Below are 22,167 nucleotides of genomic sequence, written 5' to 3'. Positions count from 1 at the left end.
CCCTCAGTGCGCCACGCCGAGATAGGCGTCGATGACGCGCTGATCGCGCTTCACCTCGTCGGGGGTGCCGTCCGCGATCTTGCGGCCGTATTCCAGCACCACGACCCGGTCGGAGAGGTCCATCACCACGCCCATGTCGTGCTCGATGAGAGCGATGGTGGTGCCGAACTGCTGGTTCACCTCAATGATGAAGCGGGACATGTCTTCCTTTTCTTCCAGATTCATGCCGGCCATGGGCTCGTCGAGCAGCAGGAGCTCCGGCTCCATGGCGAGCGCGCGGGCCAGCTCGACCCGCTTCTGCAGGCCATAGGGCAGGCGTCCCACCGGGGTCTTGCGGATGTGCTGGATCTCGAGGAAGTCGATGATCTCCTCCACCACCTTCCTGTGCTCCACCTCCTCCCTCATGGCCGGGCCATGGCGGAAGAGCTGCCAGAAGAAGTTAGAGCGCATCTTGATCGAGCGCCCGGCCATGATGTTGTCGAGGGTCGACATGCTCTTGAAGAGGGCGACGTTCTGGAAGGTGCGGGCGATGCCGCCGCGCGCCGCCTCGTAGGGGCGCATCTTGGGACGCTTGAGACCCTGGAAGGTGATGCTGCCCTCGGTCGGATAGTAGAAGCCGTTGATGCAGTTGAGCATTGAGGTCTTGCCGGCGCCGTTCGGCCCGATGATGGCGCGGATCTCGCTCTTGCGGATGTCGAAGGACACGTCCGTCAGGGCCTTCACGCCGCCGAAACCCAAGGACACGTTCTCGACGGCGAGCAGCACGTCGCCCTTGGCGAGAATGGGATGATCGGGCGCTCTCATTCCGCGGCCTCCGGGAGGGATGTGGCTGGCTCGATCGGGTAGAGATCCATGTCGCGGATCTTCACGCGGGCGGAGATTACGCCCTTGCGGCCATCCTCGAAGGTGACTTCGGTCGAGATGTCGGCTTCGGTCGCTCCGCTGTAGAGCGCCTGGATGAGCGGGGCATAGCGATCGGCGATGAAGCCGCGGCGCACCTTCTGGGTCCGCGTCAGCTCGCCGTCGTCGGCGTCGAGCTCCTTGTGCAGGATCAGGAAGCGCTTGATCTGGGCGCCGCCCATGCGAGGCTCGGAGGCGAGCGAGCGGTTCACCTCGTCCACGTGCTTCTCGATCATGTCGTAGACCAGCGGGTGGCCTGCGAGCTCCTGATAGGAGGCGTAGACGACCCCGTTGCGCTCGGCCCAGTTGCTGACCGCCACGAGATCGATGTTGATGAAGCAGGCGACATAGTCCCGTCCGTCTCCGAAGCAGACCGTCTCCTTGATGTTGGGGTAGAACTTCAGCTTGTTCTCGATGTATTTCGGCGGGAAGAGCGCACCGTCGCGCATCTTGCCCACATCCTTGGCCCGGTCGATGATTTTGAGATGGCCGGTCTGGTCGAAGAAGCCCGCATCTCCCGAATGCACGAAGCCGTCGGGCGTCTTCGTTTCCGTCGTCTTCTCCTCGTCCTTGTAGTAGCCCGTGAAGACGCCCGGGGAGCGGTAGAGAACCTCGCCGTTCTCCGCGATCCGGATCTCGATTCCGGGAGCGGGGCGGCCCACCGTGTCGGCTCGGATCTCGCCGTCCGGCTGCATGGTGATGTAGACGCCCGCTTCGGTCTGTCCGTAGAGCTGCTTCAGGTTCACGCCGATGGAGCGGTAGAAGCGGAAGATTTCCGGCCCGATGGCCTCGCCCGCGGTGTAGCCAGTGCGCACGCGGGTCATGCCGAAGCGGTTGCGCAGGGGGGCATAGACCAGCACGTTGCCCACATGCCAGAGGAAGCGGTCCCAGAGACCGATCCCGGCTTCCCGGTTCAGGATTCGCTCGCCGACCTTGTTCGCGTGGCGGATGAAGAAGTGGAACATGCCGCGCTTCAGGGCCGAGGCATCCTCGATGCGCACCATGGTGAGCGTCAGCATGCTTTCGAAGATGCGCGGCGGCGCGAAGATGTAGGTGGCGCCGATCTCGCGCCGGTCCTCGGCCACGGTCTCGGGGCTTTCGGGGCAGTTCACGCACATCCCGGCGAGGATTGCCTGCGCGTAGGAGAAGATGTGGTCGCCGACCCAGGCGATCGGCAGATAGGCCAGGATCTCGTCCGTCTCGTCGAGCTTGTCGAAGTCGCAGCCGATCCGCGCCGCCGCGATGACGGCGTTGGAGGTGAGCATCACGCCTTTGGGGCGGCCCGTTGTGCCCGAAGTGTAGAGAATGATTGCAAGGTCCGAGCCTTTCCCGGCCTGGAGTTCGCCCTCGACCGCCGCCATCGCCTGCGGTTCGGCCAGTCGCGCGCGACCCTCCTCGATCACGGACACGATGGAGTGCAGGCGGCTGTGGTCGTAGTCCCTCAGGCCCTTGTCCTCGTCGTAGAGCACATGGGCGAGCTGCGGCATCTGGTCGGAGACGGAGAGGATCTTGTCGACCTGCTCCTGGTCCTGCACCGCCGCCAGGGTCACTTCCGCATGGGCGAGGACATAGGCCATCTCTTCCGCAACGGAATCGGCATAGACGGGAATCGGCACGGCGCCGAGCCACTGGGCGGCGGCGATGGTCCAGTAGAGATAGGGACGGTTGTATCCGACAATGGCGATCTTGCCGCCGCGCTGAAGGCCCAGCGCCTGCAGGCCCGCGGCATAGGCGCGGACGATCTCGTGAACCTCTTTCCAGGTCCAGGACTGCCAGATGCCGAGATCCTTGTGCCTGAACGCCGTCCGGTCCGGGCGGACGCGCGCATTCCGCGCAAGCAGTTTGGGGAACGTATCCTCGCGCGAATCCGCTGCCGTCGCCACCGACGTCACCTCCCTGGTCTCCGCACGCTTGCGCGCGCAGGCTGGCCTCGTTTCCTCTGGCGTGCGGTTTCTTGTTGTTCCGCACGACCTACCGGTCTTTGCCGGCGGCTCTTGAGGAGCCTTGTTGCGAGGCATTCTTAAACGGTGGGTCGGGAACCACAAGAGCCGACTTGAGCGCAGCCCCCACTACCATGGGCTAATGGATGTCGCGGCCCTATAGGCCACAGGCGAGGTCCCTTTCGTTGGGGCAAGGAGCCGCGCCGGGCGTCGAGGCGGGCTGGCCGGCAAGCCACAAGGGGTAAGCGGTTAGCGGGAGCGCAACTAACCAATTTGAGTGACTGAGCAGAAAAAAGAATAAGCACAGAAGAATAAAGAGATACGTGATAACTCCGACGATCAATCGAAATTAGGATTAATATCAAGGTATAGCATAGTTCTCTGTCCAAGGAGCCCAGATTCCCGCTGCTCATGTGAAGGTGAACTATGAAGCGTTTGCACGCCCTTGCTCTCTCCGGCTCTCTTTTATTCCTTGTCTCGCCGACATCGTTGCTGGCAGCCGACCTGTTCGGTCCCGGAGCAGGGCCTGTTCGGCAATGCGTGCCCGATGTTCCCGACACATCCATGTACACGAATTGTCGCCTGCGCATCGTGCGCGGTCAGGAAATCTGCCGTTGCGCCGTTGTGCCTCCAGCACAGCGTGCCGCCAATCGCGGATGGGATCGGGACGTTGTCGTGACGGGCTCGACGGGCGCTGCGCCGCTTCCGCGGAGCCCGGCGGTGCCGGTGGCCGCTCCGGCGCCTTCTTTCGCAAGTCCATTCTGGAATCGGAACTGCGCCTACAGCGACGGCTGGATCGATCCTGCGACCGGGCGGGCCGTCTGCACCAGCCGCCAGGGCGGGAGTGGCGGCGAGTCGATGGCCAGCAATGACGGTGGCAGCCCGGGAGGAGGTTCCGGCGGGGGAGGCTCCGGAGGCGGGGGCTCTGGGGGCGGAACCGGCGGCGGCTCCGGCGGCGGCACGGGTGGAGGCGGCAGCAGCGGCGGCGGTAAAGGCGGCGGAGGCGGAGGCTCGTCCGGCGGCGGCTCTGGCGGCGGAGGGTCTGGAGGCTCCGGAGGGGGCGGTGGCTCCGGCGGCGGTGGCACGGGAGGCGGCGGATCTGGCGGCGGCGGCTCTGGCGGCGGCGGGTCGGGAGGCTCCGGAGGGGGCGGGGGCTCCGGCGGCGGTGGCACGGGAGGCGGCGGATCTGGCGGCGGCGGCTCTGGCGGCGGAGGGTCTGGAGGCTCCGGAGGGGGCGGTGGCTCCGGCGGCGGTGGCACTGGAGGCGGCGGATCTGGCGGAGGCGGCTCTGGCGGCGGAGGGTCTGGAGGCTCCGGAGGGGGCGGTGGCTCCGGCGGCGGTGGCTCCGGAGGCGGCGGGTCTGGCGGTGGCGGCTCGGAGGGGTGCAACTGCGGAGGCCATTCCGACCCCGGTGGCGCTCCCGGCGGACATGGTCCGGGCAACCCGGCCGGCGGTGGACACGGCGGCTCCGGTGGGCATGGTGGCCATGGCGGCTCCGGTGGCCGCGGCGGACACGAGCGCTAAGCGAGCCTGAGCGTCAGCAGATCGAAAAAGCCCCGGCTGTCATGCGGCCGGGGCTGTTCCTTTGCGGCTGGCGGCTTGCGGTTCCAAGCCTGCAGGATGGTCACGTGCTGCGCCGCTCGATCAGGACATGGTGAGTGTCGATGATGCGCTGGGCTCCCTCGACCCGGGCGCCCTGAATGCTGCTCAGGATCAGGCGCGCCACCTCCTTGCCGATCAGGTCTCCCGAGGGCCTGATCGTGGTGAGCGAGGGAATGCATGAGGCGCTGAAGTCGAGATCCCCGAAGCCGATCACGGCGACCTGTCCCGGGATCGCGATGCCCTGGCGCTGACATTCGAAGAGGACGCCAAGCGCAATCAGATCGTTCGAGCAGGCGATTCCGTCGAGGTCCGGGATCTGCTGGAGCGCCCGGTTCAGGAGAAGGGTGCCCGCCTCCACGGTTGCGGCGCCGAGATGATTGATGACCTCGCAAGCGGTAGCCCCGCCGGCCCCGCATGCCTCCTCGAAACCGCTGGCGCGCTGCGCGGCGCGGTGGTCCTCCTGCATGCGGGCTCCGAGAAAGGCGAGATTCCGGCGCCCTTTGGAGAGCAGATGTCGGGCGGCCGAGGCGCCGACCTGCGGATGGTTGAAGCCGACAGCCATGTCCAGCGGCTCGCCGCCCAACTCCCACATCTCCACGACAGGCACGCCGCTGGCCTCCAGCAGCTTGCGCGTGCCCGGGCTATGGGAGAGGCCGGTGAGAACGATGGCGGCCGGAGCCCAGGAGAGGGCTGTGCGCACCAGGGCCTCCTCCTGTGCCTCGCCGTATTCGCTGTGCCCGAGGAGGACCTGCAGGCCCTCGGCGGCGAGTTCCGACTGAAGGGTCGAGACGGTTTCCGCGAAGAAGGCGTTGCGGATGGACGGCACGATAATGCTGACGACCCGCGAGGAGGCGGCGGCGAGGCCGCCTGCCACGAGGTTGGGAACATAGCCCAGGGCGCCGATGGCGCGGGCGATCTCCTGGCCCGCCGCCGGAGAAACGGCCTCCGGCTTGCGCAAATAGAGCGAGACGGTGGAAGGGGAGACCTGGGCGAGCTTGGCGACGTCCATCATGGTGACGCGCTGCATCTTCCGCCGTCTGCGGGGCTCCCGAATCTGTGCGGTGCCGCTGCCAGTATCCACCGATTATCCTTATTGTTTCGCAGCGCTCCGATTGGAGGAGGCCGCATCTTTATAGGATGGTTTGCGCCCAAATCCAAGCGTACGGCCCAATGTAGCCAGCCAATTTCATCTCTTTGGATACTCTCCAGGGAGGCTTGCGAGCTGAAAATCGTAGCGCTATGATAATCGCAATGAGCCAGATTCCGCTGCAGGTCCTGCCTGCGGCCGATCTGGCGTAAGCGCATCGATATCGGGCGCGGCAAGAACGGTGAAGGGAGGAAGCATGTCGTCGGTCAGCTTCCGTAGGCTTGAAAAGAGTTACGGTTCGCTTCGGATCGTGAAGGGCATCGATCTCGAGATCGCGGACCGGGAATTCGTCGTGCTGGTCGGTCCGTCCGGCTGCGGCAAGTCGACGACTCTGCGCATGCTCGCGGGTCTCGAAAGCATCAGCGGCGGCGAGATTCGCATCGGCGAGAAGGTGGTCAACAAGCTGCCGCCGCGCGAGCGCGACATCGCCATGGTGTTCCAGGATTACGCGCTCTACCCGCACAAGACCGTCTATGAGAACATGGCCTTCAGCCTGAAGGTGCGGGGCGTTGCGGCCGACGAGATCAAGGCGCGCATCACCCAGGCTGCCGAGATGCTCGGCATCGGCCAGTTGCTTGAGCGCCGTCCGAGTCAGCTTTCGGGCGGCCAGCGCCAGCGCGTGGCCATGGGCCGTGCCATCGTGCGCCGTCCGCAGGTTTTTCTCTTCGACGAACCGCTTTCCAACCTCGACGCCAAGCTGCGCGGCCAAGTCCGCACAGAAATCAAGCGGCTCCACCAGGCCATCGGCACCACCATCATCTACGTGACCCACGATCAGGTGGAGGCGATGACGCTGGCCGACCGGATCGTGATCCTGAAGGGCGGCGAGATCGAGCAGGTCGGCACGCCGGACGAGGTCTATAACAGCCCCGCCAGCATCTTCGTCGGCGGCTTCATCGGTTCGCCCGCCATGAACTTCGCCAAGGGCGTCGTCCAGAGCGGCGAGATCGTGTTTGACGGCGGCGAGCATCTTCCCCTGCATCGAAACGGCGCCGGAAAGGCGAACGGGCTCGAAGGCCGTGAGGTCGTCGTCGGCATCCGCCCCGAGCATTTCGTGTCGGCCGGCGAGGGGCAGCCCCTGTCCGGTCGCGTGCAGGTCGTCGAGCCGCTGGGCTCCGACACGCTCATCCATTTCGCCCTTGGGAGCGCCACTCTCACGGCGCGTGTCGCGCCGGAGATGCGGCCCCAGCCTGGCGAGATCCTGTCCATCGGTGTCGATCCGTCCCGGATCCATCTGTTCGATGCGGCAACGGAGCGGGCCCTCAACTGAGCAGCCCTTAACGACGGAGATGGCGGCGAGGAACCGGCATCCGAAACTTCTACGGAGGAAGCGATGACTTTGAACAAGACCCTGACGCTGCTGCTCGCCGGCGCAGCGATGACCGTGACGGCCTCCGCCGCCATGGCGCAGCAGACGAACCTTCGCGTGTTCGTCTCCAGCCAGCACCGCCCGGATGTCTGGCGCAAGGCCTTCGACATGTACGAGGCCAAGAACCCGAACGTGAAGGTGACGCTGGAGACCGGCGGCAACACCTCCGAGCAGCAGGCGCAGTATCTCAACACCGTCATGACCGCGAAGGACTCTTCGCTTGACGTCATGATCCTCGACGTCATCCGCCCGGCGCAATATGCGGCTGCCGGCTGGACGGTGCCCTTCAACGAGGTCATCGGCAAGGACGTGAAGGCCTATATGGATCGCTACCTGCCGGCCTATGCCGAGGCGAACACCGTCGACGGCAAGGTCGTGGCGCTGCCGGCATTCGCGGACGCCATGTTCCTGTATTACCGCAAGGACCTCCTCGACAAGCACGGCATCCAGCCGCCCAAGACCTGGGCCGAGCTGACCGCCGCCGCCAAGAAGATCACCGAGGCCGAGAAGGATCCGAACCTGCAGGGACTTTCCTTCCAGGGCAAGGCGATCGAGGGCGCAGTCTGCACCTTCCTCCTGCCTTACTGGAGCATGGGCAAGCAACTGGTCTCGAACGGCAAGCTCTCCTTCGACAAGGATGCGGCGGTGAAGTCGCTCAAGCTGTGGAAGGACTTCGTCGACCAGGGCGTCGCCAAGAAGAACATCGCCGAGGTCGCCACCGACGACACCCGTAAGGAGTTCCAGGCCGGCAACGTCGTGTTCGCCGTCAACTGGTCCTATGCCTGGGGTCAGTTCCAGGGCAACGAATCCGCCGTGAAGGACAAGGTCGGCGTGGTGAAGCTGCCGGCAGTCGAGGGCGGCGAGCCGGCCTCGTGCCTGGGTGGCTGGGAATGGGGCGTGTCCTCCTATTCCAACAACAAGACCGAAGCGCAGAAGCTCGTGCAGTACCTCTCGAGCCCCGAGACCTCGGAGTTCATGGCGATCAACGCCGCGCTGCTCCCGGCCTTCCCCGAGAAGTACACGGATGAGGACGTGACCAAGGCCGTGCCGTGGTTCGCGAATGCGAAGCCTGTCGTCGAGACCGCGAAGGCCCGTCCCGTGACGCCTCGCTACAACGAGGTCAGCGAGATCATCCGCACGACGGTCAACGGCGTGCTCGCCGGCCAGCAGACGCCGGAGCAGGGCGCCGACCAGATGGAAAGCCGCCTGCACCGCGTCCTGCGGTAAGCCTCTTTCGCACCAAATCCTTGGACAGACGCCTTCGGGCGTCTGTCCCTCCATTACTGCATCCGAGCAGGATAATGACGATGGCGACCGCCAGCGAAACAACCCTAGTCTCGGCGCCGGCCGAGGGCGCCACGAAATGGTGGACGCGCTTCCTCGATCCGAGCGAGCGTACGCTCGCCGTGCTCCTGCTGTTGCCGGCGGCCTTCCTGCTCGCGCTCATCATCGTCTATCCGGTCGGCCGTCTGGTCTGGACGAGCTTTCAGAACCTCTCCCTGACGTCAGGCCTGCCGGCCACTTTCGCCGGGCTTGAGAACTATGCCCTCATGCTCGACGATCCGGTGTTCTGGGAGACGACCTGGAACACGATCCTCATCACCCTCATCACCGTTCCCGGCGCCCTCGTGGTCGGCATGATCCTCGCCCTCATGGCGAACCTGCCCTTCGAGACGAAGTGGCCGACGAGGCTGTCGCTCCTCATTCCGTGGGCGTTGCCGCTCTCCTTTGCGGGTCTGATCTTTGCATGGTTCTTCCACTCCGAGTACGGCGTCGTGAACGACGTGCTGCGCCGTCTCGGCTTCGAGGGCGTGATCTGGTTCAATTCCGCCAACTGGGCCTTCGCCGCGATCTGCCTGACGATCGTCTGGAAGACCTCGTCCTTCATGGCGCTGATCATCCTGGCCGGTCTCCAGACCATTCCGCGCTCGCTCTATGAGGCGGCGGAGGTCGATGGGGCAGGGCGGATACGCCAGTTCTTCGAAATCACCCTGCCGCTACTCAAGCCCGCCATCGTCGTGGCGCTGATCTTCCGAACGATCACGGCGCTGCAGACCTTCGACATTCCCTACACCATGACGCGGGGCGGCCCCGGCACCTCCACCGCGACCCTCGCCATGTATATCCACCAGAACACGGTCGACTTCCTCGACCTCGGATACGGCTCCGCGCTCGCCGTCGTCATGTTCCTCCTCTCCATGGGCGTGACGGTCGTGTATCTGCGCATGATCCGGGCCAAGGGGTGACAGCCATGACTTCCGATTCCCCCGCCACCCGCTCCATCTTCTCAGGCAGGCCGCTGCGCATCCTCATCGGCTTCATCCTCGTCGTGAACGGCATGTTCCCGGCGCTCTGGATCCTGTTCACCTCGCTCAAGACCGAGGCCGAGCTGACGGTGAAGCCGATCACCTGGCTGCCGCATGCGCCGACCATCGCGAACTACCTTCGCGCCTTCACGGACCAGCCGCTGCTGCTTTTCCTGTTCAACAGCTTCATGGTGGCAATCCTGTCCACGGCGCTGACGCTCTTCATCTCGGTGCTCGCGGCCTATGCGATCGCACGGCTCCAGATCCGGGGCAGGGACCTGGTCCTGTCGGCCATCATTGCTGTCTCGACCTTTCCGCTCGTGACGCTCCTCGTGCCGCTCTTCGAGATCATGCGGGCGCTCGGCCTGCTCAACACCTGGGTCGCGCTGATCCTGCCCTATACGGTGCTGAGCCTTCCGGTCTGCACTCTGATCCTCGTTTCATTTTTCGAGGGCATCCCGCGCGATCTGGAGAACTCCGCCATGATCGACGGCTGCACCCGCATCGGCGCACTCTTCAAGGTCGTGGTGCCGCTCTCGGCGCCGGGCGTCTTCACGGCGGGGATTCTCGCCTTCGTGAACGCCTGGGACGAGTTCCTGCTCGCCCTCTCGTTCAATTCCAGCCCGACGCTCCGCACGCTGCCGGTCGGCATCACCCTCTACCAGGGAGAGTTCGCCTTCCCCTGGCCGGTGATTTCCGCGGCGCTCGTCGTCGGCATCGTGCCCGTCGCGATCCTGATCGTGATCTTCCAGGAACGCGTCGTATCCGGCCTGACCTCCGGCGGCATCAAGGGATAAGGGATTTTTGTGATGACACGCCGAAACCTCGGAGAGCTGCGGAGCCAGCGCTGGTTCGCCTCCGACGACATGCGCGGCTTCGCCCACCGTCAGCGCACGCAGCAGATGGGCATGCGCCGCGAGGAGTTCCTCGGCAAGCCCGTGGTCGCCATCGTCAATACGTGGAGCGAGATGAGCCCGTGCCATTCGCACCTGCGCGACCGCGCGGAGGCGGTGAAGCGGGGCGTCTGGCAGGCGGGCGGCTACCCGGTGGAGCTGCCGGCGCTCTCGGTCGGAGAGGTGATGGTGAAGCCCACCACCATGCTCTACCGCAACTTCCTCGCCATGGAGGTGGAGGAGCTGCTGCGCTCGCATCCCGTGGACGGGGCGGTGCTGCTGGGCGGTTGCGACAAGTCCACCCCGGGCCTGCTCATGGGCGCGATCAGCATGGACATTCCGGTGATCTTCTGCCCCGCGGGACCCATGTCCAACGGCCAGTGGCGCGGCCAGAAGACCGGCGCGGGAACGCATACGAAGAAATACTGGGACGAGCTTCGCGCCGGCAACATCACGCAGGACGACTGGGTCGATCTGGAAAGCCGGATGACCCGCTCCATCGGCACCTGCAACACCATGGGCACGGCCTCCACCATGACCTCCATCGTGGACGCCATGGGCCTGACCCTTCCCGGCGCGTCCTCCATTCCCGCCGCCGACAGCGGCCATCCGCGCATGGCTTCCGCTTGCGGCGAGCGCATCATCGAGATGATCTGGGAGGACTGGAAGCCCTCCCGCTTCCTCGATGCGCGGAGCTTCCGCAACGGGCTCGTCGCCTACATGGCGCTCGGCGGCTCGACCAATGCCGCCGTCCACCTGATCGCCATGGCCCGCCGCGCGGGCGTCGATCTCACCCTCGACGACATGTCCGAGATGGCGGGCCGAGTGCCGGTCTGCGCCAACCTCTTCCCGTCCGGCGAGTACCTGATGGAGGATTTCTGGTTCGCGGGCGGCTTGACGGCGCTCCTGAAGAAGCTCGAAGCGCACCTCGACCCCACGGCCTTGACCGTGAACGGCCGAACGCTCGGCGAGAACATCGCCGGAGCCGAGTGCTGGAACGACGAGGTGATCCGGGGCCCGGAGAACCCGGTCGTGCCGCTCTCGAAGGGCAAGACCCTGGCGCTCCTGCGCGGCAATCTCGCGCCCAACGGCGCGGTGATGAAGTCCTCCGCGGCGAACCCGAAATTCCTCAAGCACGTCGGCCCGGCCCTCGTCTTCGACAGCCCCGCCGAGATGAACCGGACCATCGACGATCCCGATCTCGACATCACCGAGGACACGGTGATCGTGCTGCGCAATGCCGGTCCCGTCGGCGCGCCCGGCATGCCGGAATGGGGCAATCTGCCGATCCCGAAGAAGCTCCTGAAACAGGGCGTGCGCGACATGGTGCGCATCTGCGACGGGCGCATGAGCGGCACCCACTACGGCACCTGCATCCTGCACGTTGCGCCTGAAGCCGCCGTCGGCGGTCCGCTCGGCCTGCTCAAGACCGGCGATCTCGTCGAGCTCGACGTAGAGGCGGGCCGTCTCGACATGCGGGTGGACGAGGCGGAGCTGGAGCGCCGCCGCGCCGCATGGAAGCCGAGCGCGCCCCTTTATGAACGCTCCTTTGCGGCGCTCTACCAGCGCCATGTCTCGCAGGCCGATCAGGGCTGCGACTTCGATTTCCTGAGCACGCCCGGCCCGGTGGCCGAGCCCGTGATCTTCTAGAGGGCAGGCCCATGATCGACATCGAGAACCGCTTCAAGCGCTGGCTGCAGGGCGCTGGCCCGCGTCCGCCGTTGGGCACCTGGCTGATGGCTGCGGCTCCGGCGACAGCCGAGGCCATGGGCCATACGGGCTTCGACTTCCTCGTGGTCGACATGGAGCATGTGCCGATCGAGGTGGCCGACCTCGCCCATATCCTGCGCGCCATCGGCTGCACTCCGGCTGAAGCCGTCGTGCGCATGGCCTGGAACGATCAGGTCCTCATCAAGCGCGTGCTGGACGCCGGCGCCCAGACCATCATGGTGCCTTTCATCCAGAATGCCGAGGAGGCGCGCCAGGCCGTCTCCTACGCCAAGTATCCGCCCCACGGCGTGCGCGGGGTGGCGGCGATCCACCGCAGCTCACGCTTCGGTCGGGCGACCGACTACCTGAAGCGCGCCAACGACGAGGTGGCCGTCATCCTCCAGGTCGAGACGCCGGAGGCCATCGAGCGCCTGCCGGAGATCGCGGCGGTTCCGGGGGTGGATGCGCTCTTCGTCGGGCCGGGCGATCTCTCCGCCGCCATGGGCTATATCGGCAATATCGCCCATCCCGAGGTGCAGGCGCTGATCGAGAAGGCGGCCAAGGATTGCCATGCCGCCGGGAAGCCGGTGGGGATCGTCGGTCCCAACCCGGAGATGGTGCGCCGCTTCATCGATTACGGCTATGACTTCGCCGCGATGGCGTCCGACATCGCCATGATGACCGGTCGCGCCAGCGATTGGCTCGGCACCCTGCGCGGCAGCCAGCCAGCCCCGACGCCTGCCGCCGCCGCTGCCTATTGAGGCCTGCCATGTCCTTGACCGTCGCGCTTGATGTCCGGGCGGAGCTGGGAGAATGCCCGAAATGGTCGGTTGAAGAGCAGGCGCTCTTCTTCGTCGACATCAAGGGCAAGGCGCTCCACCGCTACAAGCCTTCCACGGGCGGGCACGACGTCATGGCGATGCCCGAGGAGATCGGCTGCTACGGGTTCAGGAAGGGTGGCGGCTTCATCGCCGGGTTCCGCTCCGGGATCTGGCTTCTGGACGCCAGTGGCGTGCCCGAGACAAAGCTCGCCGAGAATCCGGAAGACCAGCGCACGAGCCGCTTCAATGACGGGCGCGTGGATCCGGTAGGACGATTTCTCGCCGGCACCATCGACGAGCCGAAGGCGGGCGGCAAGGCGCATCTGTACCGCTATGACCGGCGGGGGCTCGTGCCGATGGCGGGCGGCCTCCTGACCTCGAACGGCGTCGCCTTCTCGCCGGATCGCCGGACGCTCTATCATTCCGATACTCCCACCTTCACGGTCTGGCGCTACGCCTACGACCCGGCGACCGGGGAGGCGACGGACAAGACTCTCTTCGTGCGCCTGGAGCCCACCGAGACCGACCGGGGGCGGCCCGACGGAGCCGCCGTGGATTCTGACGGCTGCTACTGGACCGCGCTGTTCGAGGGCGGGCGCATCCAGCGCTACAGCCCGGAGGGACGCCTGATGGCGGAATATGCCGTTCCCGCCCGCTGCCCCACCATGGTCAGCTTCGGTGGGCCCGACCTGAAGACCCTCTACGTGACCTCCGCGCGGACGGGCCGCCCGGCCGAGGAGCTGGCCGAATTCCCGCATTCGGGCAGCGTTTTCTCCATGCCGGTCGATGTGCCGGGACAGCCCGAGTACCGTTTCGATCCTGCCGTCTAAGGCGAAAGACATCCGATGCCGTTCGATTATAGATCCGTCCAGTACCGCTCCCTCGAAGGCCGCTCCGTGGTCATCACGGGAGGAGCCTCCGGTATCGGCGAGGAGATGGTGAAGGCCTTTGTGGCGCAGCGCGCGCGGGTCTCCTTTCTCGACATCGATGCGGAGATGGGGGAGGCGCTTGCGGCTTCCACAGGTGCGAACTTCCACGTCTGCGACGTCACCGACATTGCGAAGCTGCGCGATGTGCTTGCCCGGACCGAGAGCGGGCAGGGGAGCATCGACGTGCTCGTCAACAATGCGGGCAAGGACGACCGGCACGCCCTGGACGAGGTCGAGCCAGAATATTGGCGGCGGGCTCTGGCGCTCAACCTCGACCACCAGCTCTTCGCAACCCAGGCCGTGGCCAAGGGCATGGCGGAGCGGGGTTCGGGTTCCGTCATCATGCTGGGCTCGATATCCTGGATGCGCGGCCGCCCCGGCATGGTCGGCTATACGACAGCAAAGGCCGCGATCAACGGCATGACCCGCACGCTCGCCCGCGAACTCGGCTCTTCCGGAATCCGCGTGAACTGCATCGTGCCGGGCGCGATCCTCACCGAACGCCAGCAGAAGCTCTGGCTGACTCCCGAGCTGAACCAGCAGTTCATCGACCTGCAGGCCCTGAAATTCCGCCTCGACGCCAGCCACGTGGCGAAGATGGCCCTTTTCCTCGGCTCCGATGAGAGCGTCGGCTGCACGGGCGCGAACTTCATCGTCGATGCCGGCCTGACCCAGAACTGAGACGTCCCATGCACATCAAGACCACAGCCGACGGCTTCGACCTCGTTCTCGACGGCAGGCTCGTCCTGAGCCACCGCGATGACGCACCCTGCCTCTTCGTCGGCTCCGGCGAGGCGCGGATGGACATGTACCGGGGCAATTTCGACATCGAGGACTACGTGGTCGAGCGTACGCCGCTCCGCCATGCCGCTGTCTCCGGCTCCGAGATTGCCTTCTCTGCGGCACCCGGCCAGCATGCGCGGCTGACCCTCACCGTTTCCGGTGACGGCAGGAACGGGATCGTCGCATTCAACGCCGCCGATGCCGCCATCAACCGCGTCTGGCTTCGCGTGGCCGCGGAAAAGGGCGAGCATGTCTGGGGCGGCGGCGAGCAGATGTCCTACTTCGACATGCGCGGCCGGCGTTTCCCCCTATGGACCTCGGAGCCCGGCGTCGGGCGCGACAAGACCACCGAGATCACCTTCAAGGCGGATGTGACGGGCAAGTCGGGCGGCGACTACTGGAACACCAACTATCCGCAGCCGACCTATCTCTCCTCACGGCGCTACGCCCTCCACGTGGAGACCACCGCCTATTCCGCCTTCGACTTTCGGAAGGAGGATTTCCACGAGGTCGAGATCTGGGCCGTGCCTGAGCGGATCGAGCTCACCGCGCGCCCCACCTTCATCGATCTCGTCGAGGCGATGGCCGAGCGCTTCGGCCGCCAGCCGCCGCTCCCCGAATGGGTCTATGGCGGCGCGATCATCGGCCTGAAGGACGGCGCGAACTCCTTCGAGCGGCTGGAGGCCATCGTCGCCGCCGGCGCGAAGGTCTCCGGCCTCTGGTGCGAAGATTGGGTGGGGCTTCGCCACACCTCGTTTGGCGCGCGCCTGTTCTGGGACTGGAAGGCGAACGAGGACCGCTACCCGGGCCTGCGCCAGCGCATCGCGGATCTGGAGGAGCGCGGAATCCGCTTCCTCGGCTACGTGAACCCTTACATCGCCGTTGACGGCTCGCTCTTTCCCGAAGCCGACGCGGCAGGCTATTTCGCCACGAACGACGAAGGCGGGACGGCCCTTGTCGATTTCGGCGAGTTCGATTGCGGCGTCGTGGACTTCACCAACCCGGAGGCTGCCGCCTGGTTCGCCGAGCGGGTGATCGGGCAGAACATGCTCGATTACGGCCTCTCCGGTTGGATGGCCGATTTCGGCGAGTACCTGCCCATCGACGTCAATCTCGCCAACGGCATTGACGCCAGGCTGATGCACAATGCCTGGCCGACCCTCTGGGCCGGGGTGAATGCCCGCGCCGTGGAAAGCAGAGCCAAGACGGGCGAGATCCTGTTCTTCATGCGCGCCGGCTTCACGGGCGTGCAGAAGCACTGTCCCTTGCTCTGGGCCGGCGACCAATCGGTGGATTTCACCCGCCATGACGGTCTCGTCACCGTGATCTCGGGCGCACTCTCCTCGGGCCTCCTTGGCAATGCCTATCACCACTCGGATATCGGCGGGTATACGAGCCTCTTCGGCAATGTCCGCACGGCGGAGCTCATCATCCGCTGGGCGGAGATGGCGGCCTTCACGCCGGTCATGCGTACGCATGAGGGCAACCGCCCGCGCGACAACCTCCAGATCGACCAGGACCCGGAGGTGCTCTCCCACTTCGCGCGCATGACGCGGGTCTATGTGCATCTCGTGCCCTACCTGAAATCCCTCGTGGCCGAGGCCTCCAGCCGCGGGCTTCCGGTCCAGCGCCCGCTTTTCCTCCATTTCGAGGACGATGCGCGCACCTATGCGATCCAGGACGCCTACCTCTACGGCCCGGATCTCCTCGTCGCTCCCGTCTGGCAGGCGGGGAAGACTGAATGGGCCACCTATCTTGCCGAGGGCGCGGAATGGATCCATCTCTGGTCGGGCCGCTGCTTCCCGGGCGGGCAGGAGGCGACGGTTGCCGCGCCTTACGGCCAGCCGCCCGTGTTCTACCGGGCGGGATCGGACTTCACGGAACTCTTCGAAGCCCTGAGGGCGCTCTGACGCATGTCTCTTCCTGAGCTGATCGGCTTCCTGCTCCTGGCAGGGGCGGCCGCCTATGCCCAGACCCTGACGGGCTTCGCCTTCGGGCTCATCACCATGGGCGGCGTGGGCCTCATGGGAATCATGCCGCTGCCCGATGCGGCCCTGGTCGTGAGCGTGCTGGTTCTCGTCAATGCGGTGCAGATGTTCCTCAAGGGCTGGCGCGACATCGCCCGGCGCGAGTTCTGGCTCGTCATGGCGGCCAGCCTGCCGCTCCTCTTCGTGGGCTACTGGCTGCTCGACTGGCTGGCGGGCGACCGTGCGGATCTCCTGCGCCTGATCCTCGGGCTCGTCATCATCGTCTCGAGCCTGCAGCTCGCGCGAAAGCCCGCACCGCTGAGGCGTCCGTCCGGCAAGCTCTCTTTCCTGGTTTTCGGCGGAATTGCGGGCCTGATGGGTGGCATGTTCTCGACCGCGGGCCCACCTCTGGTCTATCACTTCTACCGTCAGCCGATGCAGATGGTGAAGGTTCGCGAGACCCTGGTGACGATTTTCGCCGTGAATTCGGTGTTTCGTATCGGCATCGTGGCGCTGGCCGGGCATCTGCCGTCGGGCTCCACCTGGTCCGCCTTCCTCGCCATCCCGGCGGTCATGGGCGCGACCTATGCAGCCCGCCGCTGGCCGCCGCCTTTTTCCCCGGCTACGATGCGCCGCATCGTGGTCGCCCTTCTGTTTCTCTCAGGTGTGTCGCTCGGCGCGCCTTCCGTCATTCACCTCATGGGAGCTTAACGATGACAGCCCATCACAAGCCTGCCGAAAGCCGCATTGCCGCCCTCAAGGACCCGTCCCTGCTGGTGGGGCAGGCGTATGTGGCCGGCGAGTGGATCGATGCCCCCGCGGGCAAGACCCTTCCCGTCACGGATCCCTTCGACGGCTCGATCATCACGCATGTTCCGGACCTCGGGCCCGAGGTCGCGCGCCGCGCCATCGACAAGGCGCACGAGGTGCAGAAGGAATGGGCCAAGCGCACGGCCAAGGAGCGCAGCAAGGTCCTGAGGCGGTGGTACGACCTCATCATCGAGAATGCCGACGATCTGGCGCTGATCCTCACCACGGAGCAGGGCAAGCCGCTGGCCGAGGCCAAGGGCGAGGTGATCTCGAACGCCGCCTATATCGAGTGGTTCGCCGAGGAAGCCAAGCGCATCGACGGGGACGTCATCCCGGGCGCCGCGCCCGACCAGCGCATCGTGGTGCTCAAGCAGCCGGTCGGCGTCTGCGCTGCGATCACGCCCTGGAACTTCCCGAACGGCATGATCACCCGGAAAGTCGGCCCGGCGCTCGCCGCCGGCTGCACCATGGTGCTCAAGCCCGCGGCCCAGACCCCGCTCTCGGCCCTTGCGCTCGCCGTGCTGGCCGAGCGGGCAGAGGTCCCGAAGGGCGCGTTCTCGGTCATCACCACGAACGATGCGAAGCCCATCGGCGAGGAGTTCTGCCACAACCCGAAGGTGGCGAAGATCACCTTCACCGGCTCCACCAATGTCGGCCGCTGGCTGATGCGGGAGGCGGGCGACAGCATCAAGCGCCTGTCGCTGGAGCTCGGCGGCAATGCGCCCTTCATCGTGTTCGACGATGCGGATCTCGATGCGGCGGTGGCCGGAGCCGTGGCCTCGAAGTTCCGCAATGCCGGCCAGACCTGCGTCTGCGCCAACCGCATCTATGTGCAGGAGAGCGTCGCAGAAGCCTTTGCCGAGAAGCTGGCCGAGAAGGCGAAAGCCCTCAAGCTCGGACGGGGCACGGAGGAAGGCGTGGCCATGGGCCCGCTGATCGACGACCGCGCCGTGGCGAAGATGGAGGACCATGTGGCGGATGCCCTGGCCAAGGGCGGCAAGCTGCTGATCGGCGGCAAGCGCTCGGACCTCGGCAGCACCTTCTTCGAGCCGACGGTGATGACGGGCATCAACCAGAGCATGAAGGTGACGAAGGAAGAGACCTTCGCGCCGCTGGCTCCCATCATCCCGTTCAAGGACGAGGCGGATGTGATCGCCATGGCGAACGACACCGAGTTCGGCCTCGCCTCCTACTTCTACGCCAAGGACATGGCCCGCGTCTGGCGCGTGGCGGAGGCCCTGGAGAGCGGCATGGTGGGCGTGAACACCCCGGCGCTCGCCAACGAGATGGCCCCCTTCGGCGGCGTGAAGCAGTCGGGCCTCGGGCGCGAGGGCTCCAAGTATGGCATCGAGGGCTTCCTCGAGCTGAAATACATCTGCCTCGCAGGCCTGTGACGCTTGCGCAGATCTGCCGGAACGCAAAGAAGGCCCGCCACCGGCGGGCCTTTTTCATGGGCTCAACGCCGGGAAGGCGCGAAGGGATGCGTGCTGGACAGGCCGCCATCCACGGCGATCGCCTGACCGTTGACGTAGCTTGATTCGTCGCTCGCCAGGAAAAGCGCCGCGGCGGCGATCTCCTCCGGCTGTCCAGCCCGGCGCAGAGGGTTGAGCTGGCCGATCCTGTCCTCGGTGCCCCGCTCGCGGGCGCCGTCGAAGAGAGGACGGGTCATGCCGGTCTCGATCAGGCCCGGGCAGATGGCGTTGATGCGCACCTTCGTCCCGCCGAGCGCATTGGCGGCGGTCTGGACGAGGCTGATCACGCCCGCCTTGCTGGCGCTGTAGGGCGCGCCCGCCGCATTGGCCCTGAGCCCCGCGACCGACGCGGTGCAGACGATGGAGCCGCCGCCCTGCGCCGCCATGAGAGGAGCGGCATGCCTGATGGCGAGGAACGGCCCGATCAGGTTGATGCGCAGCACCTCTTCCCACAGGGAAACCGGCTGTTCCAGCAGGGGCGTGAGCCCGCCGCTCACGCCTGCATTGGCGAAGACCACGTCGAGCCCGCCGAAGGTCTCCGCGGCATGGGAGACGAAATCCGCGATATCCTTTTCGGAGCCCGCATCCGCGGCAAGGCCGATGCCCCGGCCGCCCGCAGCCTCGATCCGGCGCACCGTTTCTGCGACCGCCTCCGCATCCCGGTCGACGGCGAGAACCGCCGCTCCCTCTGCCGCGAAGAGCAGGGCGCTGGCGCGGCCGATCCCGCTGCCTGCTCCCGTGACGATCGTCCGTTTGCCTTCGAGCCTTGCCACCGATGGTCCTCCCTGACGCTCTTTTGGAGGAGTGTGTCAGGAGATCGCCGGCCCTCGCAAGGCCTCTCGCGGCATCAGAGGTCCGCGAGGCGCTTGATCTCGAAGATCGTCGCGATGAGGAAGGTTGCGAAGACGGTGCCGGCGACCATGCCTGTAAACAGGCTCGGGTCGACTCCGCTGGCCGTGACGATGGCATAGAAGAGCAGGACAGGCAGTCCGATGGTCAGGGCGATCATTGCAACCATTGCGAGGGGCAACATCGGATTCTCCTTCGGCGGGAATGCTTCATTCTTCCCTTGGGCCGAAGGGCGGGCAATCATCCCCTCGGGTTACCGGGCCTGACCGCAAGAGGGCCTCGACAGACCGGAAGATGTTTCCCAGGTTGGAGTCGGAGCCTGAGGCCCGATTGAGACAAAAGGAGAGGCCTGGATGCTCGGCCGCAAAGACTGGCACCTGCTGCCTTTCATCATCCTTGGCGGCCTTCTGGTCGGCTGGGCCGCCGGGCAGGCGATCGCAGCCTTGACCTGAGCACTGCGCTGGTCGACCGACCGCTCTCGTCGCGCCCCTAGTAGAGAAGCAGCCAGCCGACCAGGGCGAGGGGGGCGATCACTCCCAATCCGAACGATGCGATGTGATGCGCCATGGAAGCCTCCGTTCAATCGTGAGCCGTTGAGCAACCATGGCGCCGGACCGCGCCAGCTTCGGTGATGGAGCGCACATGCCGCGACGACACCAGGGTGGGTCGCGCAGTTCAGAGAGAATGAAAATCGCGACTACTGACGCGATACTATCATTCTGAATTCGGGGATGGTGCTCGGGTACCGCACGGATCGCCAGCCATGATGAAGCCGCTACTGAGTTCATTCCCCGCCCTTCGCCGCGAGATCTTCGAGGAGTAAGCTGTTTCCTTCCTCCCAAAGGCGGGTGGGAAAAATACTGGAGGTACTTCCGACGAAGCCGAGGATCGGTCCCTGATCAGCATTCGAGAAATCAAAGCAGGACGATGAGGCGCGTCATCGTTGATCTAGTCGGCGCCGTCTCTTCCGAGTGGCAGGAGTAGCATTCGCATCGTCTCCATATCCGAGTTCGCAGGTGAGCTTGTCCGCCGCCTCTAGGAAGGAGCGGAGATGTGTCAATTGCTCCAGATCTCCCTCCCTCAACTGACGTTTCAGCAGGACGATGTGAACCGCAATTTGCAGCAGTGAGGCACTAATCCGATCCTCCCGGCTGAACTTGAATTCGGCTCGGTCTTCAGGCTTTTCCATGGAAGTGCCCTCGGTTTAGCGGGCTAAGCGCGCAGGGCGGGTCAGTTGCCGCTGTCGCGACAACCGATCGCCGCGGAGCTCCTTCTCCCAAACCAATAAGGATTCATGCCAGCCCGTGGCTGCGCGCACCCCATCTAGCGACTGCTGGTCCACATCCATGAAAGCGGCCAAGGTCATGCATCCGGCAATCTCTTCAGGGACTCCCAGCGGTCGGGTCGTCCAGCCGAAATTTTGCCAGCGAGGCAACCAGAAGCTTTCCATGACTCCGCCGACGCAGGATGCCTATATGGTCAGACAATACTCCATGACGGAACAGAACAGGGCGCCTGCAACGGAACGGGGCCCGGTCCCGGTACGGTGGGCAGGGGCGACGAACATCCTTGTCCATTCAATGAAGGATTGGTCGCGCGGAACTTCGCCGCGCTGGACGAGGTGGGGAAATCTCGCTCAAGAGGGTCGGGTTGGACATACGAATCATACGCGACCCGCCAACGACATCAGCGCCTTTCGTCGAACTGATCGCGTTCTAGCCCATCTTCACGCCGAAGGTCTTCCCAGCCTCTTTCCTCTACATAGATCAGGTGACGCCAGCGAAAGTAGCAGAGAAGCTCTTCCGCATAAAAAGAGGCATTTTCGTTCGTGACTACGTGAACTTGGATCATGGATCAGCCCCTCATTCCAGCATGCATGGGAATGATCCCAAGCCTGAGGGAGTGCTGCTATCCTAACATCTTAGGAGTTCAGTAGGGCTGTAGCTCCCCAGCCTGCAGAGCGACCACCACAGCCTGTGTGGTATTGGCGACATTGAGCTTACGGCGAATGTTGTTGAGGTGGGTGATGACCGTTGCTTCGGAGATGCCAAGGATCGATGATGTCTCCCAGGCACTTTTCCCAGCCGCGATCCAAGCCAGGGTCTCTCGCTCGCGTGGCGTCAGTTTTCTGCGTAGGTTGCGTTCTTCGCTCAGCAGAGAGCGAAGACGGCTATGAGCTGTGATGGCCAGGAGGTGTGCTGCTGCCATATCCTTCGGCCCAAGATCCAGCTTGTGACCGCTGGCGTAGCTGATCGCAGATTGCCATCCGGTTGCTGTGAAAATCGGCACCAGGACGCCATCCCTGAGGCCGAACTCAACCGCCTCTCCCATCACCTGCTGCGCGAGCCTTGCCTCTTTGCGATACGGCGCATCGCCCCAGCGGAGTGGGGCGCTAGTCGCAAAGGCATGCTGCCCGACCGGATCGATCTGAAAATAATTCTGCGAAAGATAGCGCTTTGACCAACCGGCCGGCCAAGAATTGAGGAGAACGAGAGGCTCTAGAGGCCGGTTCGGGAGGGGGAGCCCCGTGATTATGAACGAGGAGAAGCCGAGAGGTTCCGCCATTGACTGGACTGCCGCCAGAACGGCATCGATGCGGGTCAGGCTTTCGCAAGCCTCGACAAACTCAAATACCGTCTCGAAGTGACCGCGGTTAGAAGCCATACGAA

18 protein-coding genes are annotated in these 22,167 nt (G+C 65.2%); 12 read left to right on the top strand and 6 right to left on the bottom strand.

The genetic code is table 11. From position 1 onward, the window contains the following. Positions 1-3: 3 nt before the first annotated feature. Together LG661_RS06930 and LG661_RS06925 are read right to left on the bottom strand one after the other, a co-directional pair. Positions 4-804, bottom strand: coding sequence for an ABC transporter ATP-binding protein (locus tag LG661_RS06930; RefSeq protein ID WP_230531146.1), 801 nt, complete (start codon positions 802-804; stop codon positions 4-6). Continuing rightward, positions 801-2,792 (bottom strand): AMP-dependent synthetase/ligase, encoded by a 1,992-nt coding sequence (locus LG661_RS06925; RefSeq protein ID WP_407666670.1) that lies wholly within the window; start codon positions 2,790-2,792, stop codon positions 801-803. The genes LG661_RS06930 and LG661_RS06925 overlap by 4 nt, the downstream gene beginning before the upstream one ends. Positions 2,793-3,708: 916 nt before the next feature. Here LG661_RS06925 and LG661_RS06920 point away from each other — a divergent pair. Next, the gene (locus tag LG661_RS06920) at positions 3,709-4,374 is read left to right on the top strand and encodes a hypothetical protein (RefSeq protein WP_230531144.1); all 666 of its coding nucleotides are present in this window, start codon (positions 3,709-3,711) and stop codon (positions 4,372-4,374) included. Between the two features lie 90 nt (positions 4,375-4,464). Here the strand turns inward: LG661_RS06920 and LG661_RS06915 are convergent, their stop codons facing one another. Next, positions 4,465-5,523, bottom strand: coding sequence for a LacI family DNA-binding transcriptional regulator (locus LG661_RS06915; protein WP_230531143.1), 1,059 nt, complete (start codon positions 5,521-5,523; stop codon positions 4,465-4,467). Between the two features lie 262 nt (positions 5,524-5,785). On the opposite strand from LG661_RS06915, the gene LG661_RS06910 reads away from it, so the two are divergent. The 11 genes from LG661_RS06910 (at position 5,786) to LG661_RS06860 (ending at position 18,571) form a co-directional block, all read left to right on the top strand. Beyond that, a complete protein-coding gene (locus tag LG661_RS06910) occupies positions 5,786-6,859 on the top strand; it encodes an ABC transporter ATP-binding protein (RefSeq protein WP_230531142.1) in 1,074 nt (357 codons plus the stop codon). A 63-nt stretch (positions 6,860-6,922) separates the two neighbouring features. Further along, positions 6,923-8,185, top strand: a complete 1,263-nt coding sequence (locus LG661_RS06905; protein ID WP_407666669.1) for an ABC transporter substrate-binding protein — start codon at positions 6,923-6,925, stop codon at positions 8,183-8,185. 80 nt (positions 8,186-8,265) lie between these two features. Continuing rightward, on the top strand, positions 8,266-9,204 hold the full coding sequence (locus tag LG661_RS06900; RefSeq protein WP_230531141.1) for a carbohydrate ABC transporter permease: 939 nt from the start codon (positions 8,266-8,268) through the stop codon (positions 9,202-9,204). Between the two features lie 5 nt (positions 9,205-9,209). Next, positions 9,210-10,061 carry a carbohydrate ABC transporter permease gene (locus tag LG661_RS06895; RefSeq protein WP_230531140.1) on the top strand — a complete coding sequence of 284 codons (852 nt, stop codon included), beginning with the start codon at positions 9,210-9,212 and terminating at the stop codon, positions 10,059-10,061. A 12-nt stretch (positions 10,062-10,073) separates the two neighbouring features. After that, entirely contained in the window at positions 10,074-11,807 is a 1,734-nt protein-coding gene (gene araD / locus LG661_RS06890; RefSeq protein ID WP_230531139.1) for an L-arabinonate dehydratase, read from the top strand. An 11-nt stretch (positions 11,808-11,818) separates the two neighbouring features. Beyond that, positions 11,819-12,628 (top strand): HpcH/HpaI aldolase family protein, encoded by an 810-nt coding sequence (locus LG661_RS06885; RefSeq protein WP_230531138.1) that lies wholly within the window; start codon positions 11,819-11,821, stop codon positions 12,626-12,628. A gap of 8 nt (positions 12,629-12,636) precedes the next feature. Further along, positions 12,637-13,518 carry an SMP-30/gluconolactonase/LRE family protein gene (locus LG661_RS06880; RefSeq protein WP_230531137.1) on the top strand — a complete coding sequence of 294 codons (882 nt, stop codon included), beginning with the start codon at positions 12,637-12,639 and terminating at the stop codon, positions 13,516-13,518. A gap of 15 nt (positions 13,519-13,533) precedes the next feature. Then, entirely contained in the window at positions 13,534-14,298 is a 765-nt protein-coding gene (locus LG661_RS06875) for an SDR family NAD(P)-dependent oxidoreductase (RefSeq protein ID WP_230531136.1), read from the top strand. Positions 14,299-14,306: 8 nt separating this feature from the next. After that, the gene (locus tag LG661_RS06870; RefSeq protein WP_230531135.1) at positions 14,307-16,310 is read left to right on the top strand and encodes an alpha-glucosidase; all 2,004 of its coding nucleotides are present in this window, start codon (positions 14,307-14,309) and stop codon (positions 16,308-16,310) included. A gap of 3 nt (positions 16,311-16,313) precedes the next feature. Continuing rightward, the gene (locus LG661_RS06865) at positions 16,314-17,078 is read left to right on the top strand and encodes a sulfite exporter TauE/SafE family protein (RefSeq protein ID WP_230531134.1); all 765 of its coding nucleotides are present in this window, start codon (positions 16,314-16,316) and stop codon (positions 17,076-17,078) included. Between the two features lie 2 nt (positions 17,079-17,080). Continuing rightward, positions 17,081-18,571 (top strand): NAD-dependent succinate-semialdehyde dehydrogenase, encoded by a 1,491-nt coding sequence (locus LG661_RS06860; RefSeq protein WP_230531133.1) that lies wholly within the window; start codon positions 17,081-17,083, stop codon positions 18,569-18,571. A 62-nt stretch (positions 18,572-18,633) separates the two neighbouring features. Here LG661_RS06860 and LG661_RS06855 read toward each other — a convergent pair whose 3' ends face one another. From LG661_RS06855 to LG661_RS06845, 3 genes are all read right to left on the bottom strand, one after another. Beyond that, positions 18,634-19,422: an SDR family NAD(P)-dependent oxidoreductase gene (locus tag LG661_RS06855; protein ID WP_230531132.1), complete on the bottom strand. Its 789-nt coding sequence runs from the start codon at positions 19,420-19,422 to the stop codon at positions 18,634-18,636. 74 nt (positions 19,423-19,496) lie between these two features. Beyond that, positions 19,497-19,682: a hypothetical protein gene (locus tag LG661_RS06850; RefSeq protein WP_230531131.1), complete on the bottom strand. Its 186-nt coding sequence runs from the start codon at positions 19,680-19,682 to the stop codon at positions 19,497-19,499. A 1,745-nt stretch (positions 19,683-21,427) separates the two neighbouring features. After that, positions 21,428-22,162, bottom strand: a complete 735-nt coding sequence (locus LG661_RS06845; RefSeq protein ID WP_230531130.1) for a helix-turn-helix transcriptional regulator — start codon at positions 22,160-22,162, stop codon at positions 21,428-21,430. Positions 22,163-22,167: the final 5 nt, after the last annotated feature.

The organism is Microvirga roseola, from assembly GCF_020866965.1.
Classification (GTDB): Bacteria; Pseudomonadota; Alphaproteobacteria; order Rhizobiales; family Beijerinckiaceae; genus Microvirga; species Microvirga roseola.
This window is presented reverse-complemented; position numbering and strand designations above follow the sequence as displayed.